This window comes from Gemmatimonadaceae bacterium (assembly GCA_036504815.1).
Lineage (GTDB): Bacteria > Gemmatimonadota > Gemmatimonadetes > Gemmatimonadales > Gemmatimonadaceae > PNKL01.
The window spans coordinates 394,487-407,749 of sequence record DASXUN010000012.1 but is presented as its reverse complement, the minus strand read 5'-3'; the positions used below and the strand labels follow the sequence as shown (position 1 = coordinate 407,749).

Here is a 13,263-nt window from a genome sequence, read left to right as displayed (position 1 = left end):
GTTCCCCTCGCCGTGCACCCCACCGTGCCCGTGCCCTTGTACCACGAATGAACCCTTCCGCCCAGCCCGACGCCTGGGTAGCCTCAGCGCCATGCCTCGACGCATCGTGCTCCTCGTCCTGCTGGCGGCCTGCTACCAGCCCAGTCGCCTCGTTGATCCCGCGCGCTTCGTCCCGCCGGCGAGCGTGGGTCTCGAAATGCCCGATCCGGCGCAGCCCGGCGCGTTCGCGGTGCGGCGCCTGTTCTATGGAAGCGGCACCGACCGACGGCGGGCCGAGTACCGCGACTCGGTGACCCTGCGTACCGGGGTCGTCAACGGCGCACCGTTTCTGAAGGGCGCCAACCCGAAGCTACTGAAGGAACGCTGGGCGTACTGGGGCTTCGATGCCAAGCGGTTGCCCGTGAACGGGCGCGTCTGGTATCCCGAGGGAAAGGGACCGTTCCCTCTCGTGCTCATCGTGCACGGCAATCACGGCATGAAGGAGTTCTCCGACCCGGGCTACGCCTATCTGGGCGAGTTGCTCGCGAGTCGCGGTTACATCCTGGCGTCGGTGGATGAGAACTTTCTCAACGGCAACCTCCGCGCCGAAAACGACGCGCGCGGCTGGATGCTGCTGCAGCACCTCGTGGCCTGGCGAGGCTTCACCGCCGACAGCGCGTCACCGCTCTTCGGCCAGGTGGATCTCTCCCGCATTGCGCTGATGGGGCACTCGCGCGGCGGGGAGGCGGTGGCGGTGGCCGCGGCCTTCAATCGCCTGCCGCGCTATCCCGACGACGCGCGCGTGCGCTTCGACTTCAACTTCGACATTCGCACGCTCGTCGCCATCGCGCCGGTCGACGGACAATACCGACCGGCCGACCAGGGAACGCCGGTCACCGACATCAACTACCTGGTGCTGCACGGCGCCCACGACTCGGACGTGTCGACCTTCATGGGGCAGCGGCAGTTCCAGCGCGTCGCCTTCACGCGTCCGGGGCCGTGGCGGAAGTCGGCGATCTACATCTACCGCGCCAACCACGGGCAGTTCAACACGGTGTGGGGCTCGAGCAATGTCGGCCCGGAGTTGGGGCTGATGCTGCAGAAGCGCAACCTGCTGACGGGCGAGCAGCAGCGGCGGGCCGGCAAGGTCTTCATCAGCGCCTTTCTCGACCTGACGTTGCGCGATGCGCGCGGTTATGAGCCGCTCTTCCGCGATGCACGGCGCGGCGGAGCGTGGCTGCCGCCGACGATCTATCTGACGCGCTACGAAGACCCCAGCACGCGCCGGCTCGCCGCGTTCGAGGAGGACGTGGACGTCACGACGGGCTCGCTCCCCGGCGTTCGCATCCAGGGAAACCGGTTGGCGGCGTGGCGCGAACTCGGGCTGACGATGCGCTCGCGCGGTGGCTCCGCCTACGAGAATCACGTCGTGCGCGTGGGCTGGGCCAAGCCGCGGGCCAGCGAGGGGCCGGCAGATTACGAGGTGCGCTGGGCCGATTCGCTGTCGACGGCGCTCGCGCTCGACGCCCGCTCGTCGCTGGTCTTCGAGGTCGAGGCCGAAACGGACAAGCCGAAAGCCCTCGCCCCCTCCGACACCGCCCCCGCCACCGGCCCGATGCCGCGCGCACCGCGCTTTGCCTGGCTTCCGAAGTGGCTGCGGGGTGGCGGCGCCGACTCCGCGGCGAAGGGGTCCACCGACTTGACGAAGACGGCGGCGAAGGGAGCCGAGGCCAACACCAAGTCCGCCGCGGGCACGCGCAAGGCCGCCAAGGACTCCGTGATGGTGCTCGACTTTCTCGTCGAGGTCGAGACGGCCGACGGCGTGAAGGGTTCGGTCGCGCTGTCGGACCTCTCACCGCTGCCGCCGCCGCTCACGATTCGGCTGTACAAATGGGCGCGCATCGAACGACGCTATGGCGCGGCGAGCCGCGACTATGACCAGGTGCTGACGAGATACGCGGTGCCACTCGGCGATCTGGAGCGCTCCGTTCCGGGTTTCGTGGCCTCCCGGGTGCGATCGGTGCGCTTCGTCTTCGATCGTACGGCGACAGGGACGGTGCTGCTGGACGGGATCGGGTTTGAGAGAGACAAGCCCTGATACGGGGTGCAGGGGCAGGGGCACGGTGTAGTGCAGGGGACACGGTACAGGGTGGGGCGCACGGGGCTCGCGGGGATGCCGGGGTGCGGCGACAGGTCGAGCGACTTCCCCACACCTTGCACCACACCGTGCACCGTGCCCCTGCACCTCACCCTGAACCGTGCCCGTGCCCCCCGGGGCATCGTCGGCCTTTCGGCCCAAGGGCCCGCACGTTTGTTTTGTCCCCATGAGCATGCGCGATAAACTCGACCTCCTGGAGCGCCGCCGCGCCGAGGCAGAACTCGGCGGTGGCGCCCAGCGCCTCAAGGCCCAGCACGACAAGGGCAAGCTCTCCGCGCGCGAACGGCTCGACCTGCTGCTCGACGACGGATCGTTCGTCGAACTCGACCGGTTCGTGGTGCATCGGTCGCACGACTTCGGCCTCGAGGAGCAGCACTACTACGGCGACGGCGTCGTCACCGGCTACGGCCGCGTCGACGGCCGGCTCGTCTACGTCTTCTCGCAGGACTTCACCGTCTTCGGCGGTTCGCTCAGCGAGGCCTTCGCCGAGAAGATCTGCAAGGTGATGGACCTGGCGATGCGGAACGGCGCGCCGGTCATCGGCCTCAATGATTCGGGAGGCGCGCGCATCCAGGAGGGCGTCGTCTCGCTCGGTGGCTACGCGGAAATCTTCCTGCGCAACACCCTGGCCTCGGGCGTGGTGCCGCAGATCTCGGCCATCCTCGGACCCTGTGCCGGCGGCGCAGTCTACTCGCCGGCCATCACCGACTTCGTGTTCATGACGCGGCACACGAGCTACATGTTCGTGACGGGCCCGAATGTCGTGAAGACGGTGACCCACGAAGACGTCACGATGGAGGCGCTTGGCGGCGCCGACACCCACGGGGGCACGTCGGGGGTGTCGCACTTCACCTGCGACAGCGAACTGGCGACGCTGCAGGGCATCCGCGACCTCCTGCGCTTCCTTCCGTCCAACAACGTCGAGCCGCCGCCGCGCGGCGCGTCGGCCGACCCGCGCGACCGCCGTGACGAGGCCCTGCTCGACATCGTTCCCGACGAACCCAACAAGCCGTACGACATGCACGCGGTGATCTCGCGCATCGTGGACGACGGCGAGTTCCTCGAGGTGCACAAGGACTTCGCCGGCAACATCCTGGTCGGCTTCGCGCACCTCGGCGGCTTCTCGGTGGGAATCGTCGCCAACCAGCCGGCCGTGCTGGCGGGCGTGCTCGACATCGCCGCCAGCACCAAGGCGGCGCGGTTCATCCGCTTCTGCGATGCCTTCAACATCCCGATCGTGACGCTCGAGGACGTGCCGGGCTTCCTTCCGGGCGTGGCCCAGGAGCACGGCGGCATCATCAGGCACGGCGCCAAGCTGCTCTTTGCGTACTGCGAAGCGACGGTGCCCAAGCTGACGGTCATCACGCGCAAGGCGTACGGCGGGGCGTACGACGTGATGAGTTCCAAGCACATCCGCGGCGACTACAACGTGGCCTGGCCGACGGCGGAGATCGCGGTGATGGGGCCCAAGGGCGCGGTCGAGATCCTGTTCAAGAAGGAGATCGCCGAAAGCAGCGATCCCGCGGCGGCGATGGCGCAGCGCGTCGCCGAGTACACCGAGAAATTCGCCAACCCGTACGTGGCGGCGAGCCGCGGGTACCTGGACGACATCATCGATCCGCGCGACACGCGCCTGAAGCTCATCGACGCCCTCGAAACGCTGCAGGGCAAGCGCGACCGAATGCCGCCCAAGAAGCACGGGAACATCCCGCTGTGAAGAAGGTCCTGGTCGCGAACCGCGGCGAGATCGCGCTGCGGGTCATCCGGGCGTGTCGCGAACTGGGGATAGCGTCGGTCGCCGTCTACTCCGACGCCGATGCCCGCGCGCCGCACGTGCGCGAGGCGGACGAGGCGGTGCGGCTGGGGCCGCCGCCGTCGAGCGAGAGCTACCTGAAGGGCGACCTGATCATCGCGGCCGCGCAGCGCGTCGGTGCCGAGGCCATCCATCCGGGGTACGGCTTCCTCTCCGAGCGCGAATGGTTCGCGCGCGCCGTGCGCGACGCGGGACTGATCTGGGTGGGGCCGCCGGCCGAGGCGATCGCGGCACTGGGTTCCAAGACCGCCGCGCGCACGCTCGCCGTCGCGCACGACGTGCCGGTCGTCCCGGGGACCACCGACGCGCTGCGCGATGCGGACGAAGCAACGGCGATTGCCGAGCGCTTCGGCTACCCGGTGCTGCTGAAGGCGGCGGCGGGCGGGGGCGGGAAGGGGATGCGTGTCGTGCGCGAGGCGTCGGCCATCGGCGCGGCGCTCGAGGCGGCCCAGCGCGAGGCGATGAACGCCTTCGGCGACGACGCGGTCTACGTGGAGAAGTACATTGACGGGCCGCGGCACGTGGAGATCCAGGTGCTGGCCGACTCGCACGGCCGGTGTGTGTCGCTGGGCGAGCGCGAGTGCTCGGTGCAGCGGCGCCACCAGAAGATGATCGAGGAGGCGCCGAGTCCGGCGGTCAACGCCGAGCTGCGCAAGGCAATGGGCGCCGCGGCCGTGCGGGTGGCCAAGGCCGCCGGATACCAGAATGCGGGGACGTGCGAGTTCCTGCTCGCGCCCGACGGGCAGTTCTATTTCCTCGAGATGAACACGCGCATCCAGGTGGAGCATCCGGTGACGGAGCTCGTCACCGGCATCGACCTGGTGCAGTGGCAGCTGCGCATCGCCGGCGGCGAGCGACTGCCGTTCACGTCGAGCATCGATCCACGCGGCTGGGCGATGGAATGCCGCATCACCAGCGAGGACGCGGCCAACGGCTTCCTCCCGAGCACGGGGCGCATCGAGTACCTGCGCCTGCCGGGCGGCCCCGGGGTGCGCTGGGACAGCGGCGTGGGCGTGGGGAGCGAAGTCACGCTCTACTACGATCCGATGCTCGCCAAGCTCATCGTCTGGGCGCCGACGCGCGCCGAGGCGATCGCCCGCATGCATCGCGCGCTGGACGAGCTCACCATCCACGGCGTCGAGACGTCGCGCGAGTTCCACCTGCGTGTGATGGAGGACGACGAGTTCCGGCGCGGTGCCATCGACATCCAGTGGCTGGAGCGGCGGCTGGACTCGCTGGTGAGCGCGTCGGCGCCCCGCGAGCAGGTAGAGGCCGCGGCCATCGCCGCCGCGCTGCTGGCCGAGCGCGACCGCCAGCGGCGTTCCGCACGCGGCGCGTCGAGCCCGGCGCCGGCCGCCTCGTCCAACGGCACCTTGCCCGAACTTCAGCCCTGGGCGCGGCTCTCGCGCGAGTCCGGGCTGCGTGACGCGTGACCCGCGCGTGACGAGACGCTGAGCGACGCGTGCGCGAGCTCATGACGCTCGACATCACCGGCATCGCGGCCGGCGGCGACGGCGTGGCGCGCCACGAGGGACTCGTGGTCTTCGTGCCGCGCACGGCGCCGGGTGATCGCGTCGTCGCGCGCGTGCAGGCGAAAGGACGCTTCGGGCGCGGCGTGCTTGCGACGGTCGAGTCGCCGGGGCCGGGACGCACCACGCCCGCCTGTCCGCACTACGAGCGCGACCGCTGCGGCGGCTGCCAGCTGCAGCACCTGACGCTCGAGGCGCAGCGCGCCGCCAAGGCGCGGATCGTGCAGGATGCCTTTGCGCGCATCGGCAAGCGCGCCGTGCCGCTCCCCTCGGTGCTCGGCGCCGGGGAGCCGTGGCGCTATCGGCGCAAGCTGACGCTCGCCCTGCGGCGATCGGCGGATGGGTGGCAGGCGGGGCTGCATCGCCTCGGCGCTCCCGACGAGATCTTCTCGCTGCGCGACTGCCTGATCGCCGACGAAGCGCTCACGCAGTGCCTGCACGAGGTGTTGGCGCGGGGCGCGCATCTGCTGCCGCGCGCCCCGGAACTTCGGGCGTCGCTTCGGCGCGGCGGCGACGACCTGCTGCTCGTCATCGAGGGCGGTACGCAGTGGGCGGAAGGGAAGGCGTTCGCCGCCGCCCTCACCGCCGTGGCCGCGACCTGGTGGGTGGACGACCACGGGCGGCGGCGCGTGCTGCTGGACCGCCGCGCGACACGCGATGCCGGCGCCTCGTTCGTGCAGGTCAACGCCGCCGTCGCGGCGCAGCTTGGCGCGCGGGTCGAGGCGCTGGTGCGCGCGCATTCGCCAGCCACGGTCATCGACGGCTATGCGGGGACGGGCGATGTCGCGGTGGCGCTCGCGGCGAGCGGCATCACGGTGACCGCGATCGAACTCGATGCGGACGCCAGCGCGGTCTGTGGGGCGCGCCTCGTGGCACCGTCGCGGGCCATCGAGGCGCGGGTGGAAGACGTGTTGCCCTCGCTCCCCCCGGCCGATGTCGTGCTGTTGAACCCGCCGCGCGCCGGAGTGGACGCGGTGGTGACCGCGGCGCTCGCCGCCGCCGCACCCACGCCGCGTGCCATCGTGTACGTCAGCTGCGACCCGGCCACCCTCGCGCGCGACGTCTCGCGGCTGCCGGGCTGGCGAGTGGCGTCGCTGGAATGTTTCGACATGTTTCCGCAGACCGCCCACGTTGAGACGGTGTGCGAACTGGTGCCGGAGGGCGCGTGAAGTACTTCGTGGACATCGGCAAGGAACGGCTCGAGGTGGACCTCGACGGCGAGACGGCGCGCATTGGCGGCGTCTCGCGGCCGGTCCATCTGTCGGATGTCGAGGGAACCCCCGTGCATCTGGTCGGCATCGGCGGTCGCGTGCATCGCGTGGTGGCGCGTCGCCTGCCGGAGCGCGGACGCTACACGCTGCGCTTCGACGGATGGCGCTTCGACGTGGAGGCGCTCGACGAGCGCACGCGGGTCATTCGCGACCTGACCGCCGAGCAGGCCGCGCATGCGGGCCCGCTCCCCGTGACGGCGCCGATGCCTGGGATGATCGTCCGCGTGCACGTCCAGCCGGGCGACACGGTGACGCAAGGACAGGGTGTGATTAGCATGGAAGCCATGAAGATGGAAAATGAATTGCGGGCCGCGACGGCCGGGACGGTCAAGGCCGTCCTCGTGAAGCCGGGCCAGGCGGTCGAGAAAAGCGCCGTGCTGGTGGAACTCATATGAGTGGACGCCTGCGGGTCGTGGTCGTGGGGCTGGCGGCGCTTTCCGCGCTTGCCGCACTCTCCGCGCTTGCCGCCCCGGCCGCGATGGCCCAGCGGCCGATGCAGCGGGCGCTCGAGCCGTCCATGGAGCGCGTGCTGATCATGGAGGACTACCTCCGCACCGTCAGCGGGCTCTCGAAGCACCCGGAACGGCTGTCGCGCAGCGACGGTTACGTCTATCTGTCAGACCTCGCGCCGGTGATGCGCTACTTCGCCGAAACCGAGGACCGCGCGTCATACGTGCAGTTGCGCACCTTCCTGCTGGCAAACATGCTCCAGCGGCGCCCCGAGGGGATTCTCCTCGCGCGGCGGTTCCGGACGGGACAGCCGTTCGAGCGCGCCACGCCGTACGGGTACCACTGGACGCGCAAGGCCTTGCTGGATGCGTGGCAGGCTTTTGGCGACACAATTTCGGCGGCGACACTGGCCCAGCTGGTGCCCATCGAACAGGATGGCGCCTCCTCGTCCGGGATGTACACCCTCTCGCTGGATTGCGCCGATGCGATGGACGTGGTGAAGTCGGATCCGGCGCCGGGGCGTGCGGTGCGGTCGCGCGCCAAGTCGTTCGTGGGCACGAAGAAGGCGCGGGAGGAGCAGTTGGCGACCGGTTCCGTCGCCGCCGAAGGGGAAGTGGACCTGCTGTCGTGCCTCACCCGGCTGGGCGTGGCCCTGAACGACCCCGATGCGGCCGTCCGCTACCTGGACCGGATGCTGGACCTGCTCCATCCGTTCCTGCAACACTCCGGCCGGACCGATCTGGGCACCGGCGCCGACGTGCTGCTCACGCTGCACCGGGTACGCGAGGCGGGGCCCACGTGGTCGGCGCTCCCGGCGCGGGGCGCCCGCTAGGGGAGTGCGCTGGGGCGCCCGCTAGGGGAGCTCGCTGGGGCGCCCGCCTGGCGAGCTCGCCAGCGGAGCCAAAGGGACGTACGGACCTTGACCCAATGTAAGTCGTTGCCTAGCTTACATGTCTGTCCGAAAACAGCCCTTCGTGGCGGCCGAGACCCGGGTTGCATTCCGCACCGGTGAGGCGAAGTCCCACGCAGTCGAAGTACTGCCCCAATCGTTTCACATGAAGACCTTCAGCGCTACACCCAAGGACATCGAGCATCGCTGGTTCGTCGTCGACGCCAGCGGGATGGTCCTGGGCCGGCTCGCCGCCGAGGTGGCCAAGATCATCCGCGGCAAGCACAAGCCGATGTTCACGCCCCACATGGACACCGGCGATTTCGTCATCGTGATCAATGCCTCGAAGGTGAAGGTCACGGGCCGCAAGGCGGAGCAGAAAGAGTACTTCCGCCACACGGGCTACATGGGCCACGAGCTCTACACGCCGTTCGCGACGATGCTCGCCAAGCACCCGGAGCGCATCATCGAGAAGGCCGTGTATGGCATGCTGCCGAAGAACGCCCTCGGCCGCGGCAAGCTCCGCAACAAGCTCCGCGTGTATGCTGGCGCGGATCACCCGCATGTGGCCCAGCAGCCCACCCCGCTCACCTTCCCGACGCTCGAGGCGAAGTAAGCAATGGCCGACCAGACCATTCACACCATCGGCCGTCGCAAGGAAGCGGTGTGCCGCCTGTACCTGAAGCCCGGCTCCGGCAAGTGGAGCGTCAACGGGCGCACGCTCGGGGATTATTTCCCGCGCCCCGTGCTTGTCTCCGCCATCCAGCAGCCGTTCACGGCGACCGACACGCTCGGCCGCTTTGACGTGCATGCGAACATCGACGGCGGCGGCGTCACCGGCCAGGCCGGGGCGCTGCGTCTCGCGGTGGCCCGCGCGCTCGTGCAGGTGGACGAGGTGCACCGCCGCAAGCTGCGCGATCTTGGGCTGCTGACGCGCGATGCCCGCGCGGTGGAGCGCAAGAAGCCGGGCCGTCCGAAGGCTCGCAAGCGGTTCCAGTTCTCGAAGCGCTAGACGTTTCGGGGCGGGGGAGGCGGTCGCAGGGACCGCCTTCTCCGGCCGCACGGCTCATCCGTGTCGCACGGCTCGTCCGTGCCAGTGCCCCTGCACCGTTGTTCATCCATCCCTCACTGCGAGGGAGCTCGGCAGGGGTCCGGTTCGCCGGTCTGTCCGGGCGCTGAACTCGCAGGACGATCAAACCAGTCTCAAGGACGACAGTACCCATGGCTCAGCCCACGCTCGACGATCTGCTCAAGGCCGGTGTCCACTTTGGCCACCAGACGCGCCGCTGGAACCCCAAGATGCGCCGCTTCATCTTCGCGGAGCGCAACGGGATCCACATCATCGACCTGCAGAAGACGCTGCGGCAGATGGAACTCGCCCAGAAGCTCGCGCGCGAAGTCGTGCTGCGCGGCGACCAGGTGCTCTACGTCTGCACCAAGCGCCAGCTCGCGGCCATCGTGACGCAGGAAGCGGAGCGCGCGAGCGCGCTCTCGGTGACCGAGCGCTGGCTCGGCGGCCTGCTCACCAACTTCTCGACGGTCAAGAAGCAGATCCGCCGGCTCAAGGAGCTCGAGGCGGGGTCGGAGGCCGGTGGCGGCTTCGAGAACTACACGAAGAAGGAGCAGCTGATGCTCACGCGTCAGAAAGACAAGCTCCTCAAGAACCTCTCCGGCATCAAGAACATGTCGCGCCTGCCGGGGCTGCTCTTCGTGGTGGACGCCAAGAAGGAGCGCATCGCGGTGGACGAGGCCAAGAAGCTTGGCATCCCGATCATCGCCATCTGCGACACCAACTCGGATCCGGATCTCATCACCGTGCCGATCGCCGGCAACGATGACGCCATCCGCGCGGTGGAGCTGCTGACGGCGGCCGTGACCGACGCGATCGTCGAGGCGCGCCGCGAGGCGCCGGTGCGTGAGGAGGTCGAGGAAGGCCAGGCCTACACGTACTCGTCCGACCGCGGCGCCGAGCCGCAGGACCGGGACCGCCGTCGCGGCGGCCACGGTGCGGGCGGGGAGCGTGGGGGCGACCGTCCGCGCCGCCGTCGCGCCAAGCCGGACGCCATCGCGGCCCGCCTGAAGGGCGACGCCCCGGAAGCGGCCGACACCAAGCCGGCCGAACCGACCGACCAGCCGAGCGCGTAAGCGCCCCGGCGTGGTCACCACGCCGCGACGCGCGTATTTTTCCGACGCCGCCGGCCGCCCAGCCGGCGGCGTCTTCACACCGACTGAATCCACGAGAAGGCATCTGCATATGGCCGCTATTTCCGCGAAAGACGTTGCCGAACTCCGCGCCCGCACCGGCGCCGGCATGATGGACTGCAAGAAGGCGCTCGAGGAGGCCGGCGGCGCGATGGACGCGGCCGTCGACATCCTGCGCAAGAAGGGGATCGCCAAGGCCGAGAAGCGCGCCGATCGCGCGGCCTCCGAGGGGCAGATCGTCACCTGGGTCGCGCCCGATGGCTCGGCCGCGGCGATGATCGAGATCAACTCCGAGACCGACTTCGTGGGGCGCAACGACGAGTTCATCGCCGTGGCGAAGACGATGTGCGAGCAGGTGGCGAAGGACGCGAGCGTCGACGGCGTCGTGAAGGTCGGGGCCGACGGCGCCTACCTGGGCACGCCGTGGTACGCGGACGGCTCGCGCACCGTCGGCGAGGTGGTGAAGGCCGCCTCGGCGAAGACGGGCGAGAACGTCGTGCTGAAGCACGTGGCGCGCTTCGCTGCCAAGGCGGGCGGCGTGGTGGGCTTCTACCTGCACTTCAATGGCAAGGTCGGCGTGCTCGTCGAGGTGACGGGGATCGCCGGCGAGGCGGGCACGACGCTGGCCAACACGATCGCCGAGCATGTGGCGGCGGGCGTGCCGGCTCCGGCGATCGCCGTCAACCGCGCCGATGTGGACGCGGCGGTCGTGAAGCGCGAGCGCGACATCTTCGTGGATCAGGCGGTGGCGAGCGGCAAGCCGCAGAACATCGCCGAGAAGATGGTCGAGGGACGCATCAACAAGTTCTTCGGCGAAATCGTGCTGACCGAGCAGCCCTGGGTCCGCGAGGACACCAAGACCATCGGCCAGCTGATCAAGGAAGCCGGCGCCGGCGCCGCGGTGGCGCGCTTCGCCCGCTTCAAGATGGGCGAGGGCTGACCGTCATGTCGTCGGCGCTCAAGTACTCGCGCATCCTGCTCAAGCTCTCCGGCGAGGCGCTCGCCGGGGAGAAGGGCTTCGGGTTCGACTTCGACGCCATCACGCGCTTTTCACACCAGATCCGCACCATCCACGCCATGGGCGTGCAGGTCGCGGTGGTGATTGGCGGCGGCAACATCGTGCGCGGGTCGCAGATCTCGCGCATGGGGATGGACCGCGTGAGCGCCGACTACATGGGCATGCTGGGGACGGTCATCAACGCCCTGGCGCTGCAGGATGTGCTGGAACGCGACGGGCTCGACACCCGCGTGATGACGGCCATCCGCATGGAAGAGCTGGCCGAACCGTACATCCGCCGGCGGGCGATGCGTCACCTCGAAAAAGGGCGCTGCGTCGTCTTTGCCGGCGGGACGGGCAACCCGTACTTTTCCACGGACACGGCAGCCGTGCTGCGGGCCATCCAGATGAAGGCGGACGTCATCATCAAGGCGACGAGCGTGGACGGCGTCTACTCGGCCGACCCGAAGAAGGAGCCGACGGCCACGCGGTACGATCGCATCAGCTACCGTGACGTGATGCTTGAGGAACTGGGCGTGATGGACCAGACGGCGATCACGCTCTGCAAGGAGAACTCGCTGCCGTTGATCGTGCTCAACATCAACACTCCGGATGCCGTGGCCGATGCGATCCGCGGCAAGCCGGTGGGGACCCTGGTTTCATGACATCGATTCCCGAAACTCTGAAGGAATGCCGCGCCCACATGGAAAAGGGCGTCGAGGCAGTGAAGCGCGAGTTCATGTCGGTGCGTTCGGGCAAGGCTGCGCCGAGCATGCTGGACGCCGTGAAGGTCGAGGCGTACGGCGCGCTCGTGTCGCTCAACCAGGTGGCGTCGGTCAACGCCCCCGAGCCACGCGCCCTGATCGTGACGCCGTTCGACAAGGGGCAGATCCGCGCCATCGAAAAGGCGATCCGCGAGAGCGGGCTCGGCTTCGACCCGGCGATCCAGGGGACGTTCATTCGCGTGCCACTGCCGGCGATGAACGAGCAGCGCCGCAAGGAGCTGGTGAAGATCGTGCACAAGTACGTGGAGGAAGGGCACATCGCCATCCGCCACGCGCGCACGCACGCCCGCGAGCAGCTCAAGAAGATGGACGGCGTCTCCGAGGATGACGTGAAGCACGCGGAGAAGGAGCTGCAGAAGCTGCACGACGACCACATCGCGAAGGTCGATGCGCTGAGCAAGGCGAAAGAAGCCGAGATCATGGAGGTTTGAGCGCTCCGTGAGCGCCGCCGCCGAGTTCCTCGCCCGGGTGAAGGCGCAGGGCGCGATTCCGCGCCATGTGGCGATCATCATGGACGGCAATGGCCGCTGGGCGCGGGAGCGCATGCTCCCGCGCCCGGTTGGTCATCGGGAGGGCATGAAGTCGGTGCGCGAGGTGGTGGAGGCGTCGCTCGAGGCGGGCGTGGACGTGCTGTCGCTCTTCGCCTTTTCGCAGGAGAACTGGCAGCGTCCCGCGCTTGAAGTCTCGGCGCTGATGGCGCTGCTCGAGGAGTACATCGCCAAGGAGGCGCGCGAGCTCGACGAGCAGGGCGTGCGCGTCGTCTTCCTGGGCGACCTCGACCGGCTCGCCGCCGCGCAGCGGCGCGCGGTGGACGGCGTGATGCAGCTGACCGCCCACAATACCAAGCTCGTCCTGAACCTGTTCATCTCGTATGGATCGCGCGCCGAACTCGTGCGCGCCGCGCGGCTGATCGCCGAGGACGTGGCCGCGGGCCGCCTGAAGCCCGACGACGTGGATGAAGCGGCGATCAGCGGGCGCCTGTTCACGGCGGATTGTCCCGACCCCGACCTGCTGATCCGGACCTCGGGCGAGATGCGGATCTCGAACTTCCTGCTCTGGCAGCTCGCCTACACGGAACTGCATATCTCGCCGGTGCTCTGGCCGGACTTCGGCCGCGCCGACCTGTACAAGGCCATCCTCGATTACCAGAGCCGCGATCGCCGCTTCGGCCGCGTCTCGGCGTAACCTGA

The 13,263-nt window shown here is 69.1% G+C and carries 13 protein-coding genes; all 13 read left to right on the top strand.

All coding sequences use genetic code 11. From position 1 onward, the window contains the following. Positions 1-91 precede the first annotated feature (91 nt). The 13 genes from VGJ96_07045 to VGJ96_06985 all read left to right on the top strand — a co-directional run bounded on the left by VGJ96_07045 (position 92) and on the right by VGJ96_06985 (position 13,258). Positions 92-2,077, top strand: a complete 1,986-nt coding sequence (locus VGJ96_07045) for a hypothetical protein (protein ID HEY3286863.1) — start codon at positions 92-94, stop codon at positions 2,075-2,077. Between the two features lie 226 nt (positions 2,078-2,303). Continuing rightward, positions 2,304-3,854 carry an acyl-CoA carboxylase subunit beta gene (locus VGJ96_07040; GenBank protein ID HEY3286862.1) on the top strand — a complete coding sequence of 517 codons (1,551 nt, stop codon included), beginning with the start codon at positions 2,304-2,306 and terminating at the stop codon, positions 3,852-3,854. Further along, positions 3,851-5,383, top strand: coding sequence for an acetyl-CoA carboxylase biotin carboxylase subunit (locus tag VGJ96_07035; protein ID HEY3286861.1), 1,533 nt, complete (start codon positions 3,851-3,853; stop codon positions 5,381-5,383). The genes VGJ96_07040 and VGJ96_07035 overlap by 4 nt, the downstream gene beginning before the upstream one ends. 29 nt (positions 5,384-5,412) lie before the next feature. Next, the gene (locus VGJ96_07030) at positions 5,413-6,648 is read left to right on the top strand and encodes a TRAM domain-containing protein (protein ID HEY3286860.1); all 1,236 of its coding nucleotides are present in this window, start codon (positions 5,413-5,415) and stop codon (positions 6,646-6,648) included. After that, on the top strand, positions 6,645-7,145 hold the full coding sequence (locus VGJ96_07025) for a biotin/lipoyl-containing protein (GenBank protein ID HEY3286859.1): 501 nt from the start codon (positions 6,645-6,647) through the stop codon (positions 7,143-7,145). Before VGJ96_07030 ends, VGJ96_07025 begins: the two co-directional genes overlap by 4 nt. Continuing rightward, positions 7,142-8,032: a hypothetical protein gene (locus VGJ96_07020; protein HEY3286858.1), complete on the top strand. Its 891-nt coding sequence runs from the start codon at positions 7,142-7,144 to the stop codon at positions 8,030-8,032. Before VGJ96_07025 ends, VGJ96_07020 begins: the two co-directional genes overlap by 4 nt. A gap of 223 nt (positions 8,033-8,255) precedes the next feature. After that, entirely contained in the window at positions 8,256-8,705 is a 450-nt protein-coding gene (gene rplM / locus VGJ96_07015) for a 50S ribosomal protein L13 (protein HEY3286857.1), read from the top strand. 3 nt (positions 8,706-8,708) lie between these two features. Continuing rightward, the gene (rpsI, locus tag VGJ96_07010; GenBank protein HEY3286856.1) at positions 8,709-9,101 is read left to right on the top strand and encodes a 30S ribosomal protein S9; all 393 of its coding nucleotides are present in this window, start codon (positions 8,709-8,711) and stop codon (positions 9,099-9,101) included. Between the two features lie 209 nt (positions 9,102-9,310). After that, entirely contained in the window at positions 9,311-10,234 is a 924-nt protein-coding gene (rpsB, locus tag VGJ96_07005; protein HEY3286855.1) for a 30S ribosomal protein S2, read from the top strand. Between the two features lie 109 nt (positions 10,235-10,343). Beyond that, the gene (tsf, locus tag VGJ96_07000) at positions 10,344-11,231 is read left to right on the top strand and encodes a translation elongation factor Ts (protein ID HEY3286854.1); all 888 of its coding nucleotides are present in this window, start codon (positions 10,344-10,346) and stop codon (positions 11,229-11,231) included. Between the two features lie 5 nt (positions 11,232-11,236). Beyond that, a complete protein-coding gene (gene pyrH / locus VGJ96_06995; protein ID HEY3286853.1) occupies positions 11,237-11,953 on the top strand; it encodes a UMP kinase in 717 nt (238 codons plus the stop codon). Further along, positions 11,950-12,504, top strand: coding sequence for a ribosome recycling factor (frr, locus tag VGJ96_06990; GenBank protein HEY3286852.1), 555 nt, complete (start codon positions 11,950-11,952; stop codon positions 12,502-12,504). The genes pyrH and frr overlap by 4 nt, the downstream gene beginning before the upstream one ends. 7 nt (positions 12,505-12,511) lie before the next feature. Then, positions 12,512-13,258: an isoprenyl transferase gene (locus tag VGJ96_06985; protein ID HEY3286851.1), complete on the top strand. Its 747-nt coding sequence runs from the start codon at positions 12,512-12,514 to the stop codon at positions 13,256-13,258. Positions 13,259-13,263 lie beyond the last annotated feature (5 nt).

What these genes read in the sequence shown, in the direction of transcription:
- tsf (HEY3286854.1), top strand. Translation starts at nt 10,344, where the DNA reads ATGGCCGCTATTTCCGCGAAAGACGTTGCCGAACTCCGCGCCCGCACC.
- frr (HEY3286852.1), top strand. Translation starts at nt 11,950, where the DNA reads ATGACATCGATTCCCGAAACTCTGAAGGAATGCCGCGCCCACATGGAA.
- rpsI (HEY3286856.1), top strand. Translation starts at nt 8,709, where the DNA reads ATGGCCGACCAGACCATTCACACCATCGGCCGTCGCAAGGAAGCGGTG.
- VGJ96_07020 (HEY3286858.1), top strand. Translation starts at nt 7,142, where the DNA reads ATGAGTGGACGCCTGCGGGTCGTGGTCGTGGGGCTGGCGGCGCTTTCC.
- pyrH (HEY3286853.1), top strand. Translation starts at nt 11,237, where the DNA reads ATGTCGTCGGCGCTCAAGTACTCGCGCATCCTGCTCAAGCTCTCCGGC.
- rpsB (HEY3286855.1), top strand. Translation starts at nt 9,311, where the DNA reads ATGGCTCAGCCCACGCTCGACGATCTGCTCAAGGCCGGTGTCCACTTT.
- VGJ96_07040 (HEY3286862.1), top strand. Translation starts at nt 2,304, where the DNA reads ATGAGCATGCGCGATAAACTCGACCTCCTGGAGCGCCGCCGCGCCGAG.
- rplM (HEY3286857.1), top strand. Translation starts at nt 8,256, where the DNA reads ATGAAGACCTTCAGCGCTACACCCAAGGACATCGAGCATCGCTGGTTC.
- VGJ96_07045 (HEY3286863.1), top strand. Translation starts at nt 92, where the DNA reads ATGCCTCGACGCATCGTGCTCCTCGTCCTGCTGGCGGCCTGCTACCAG.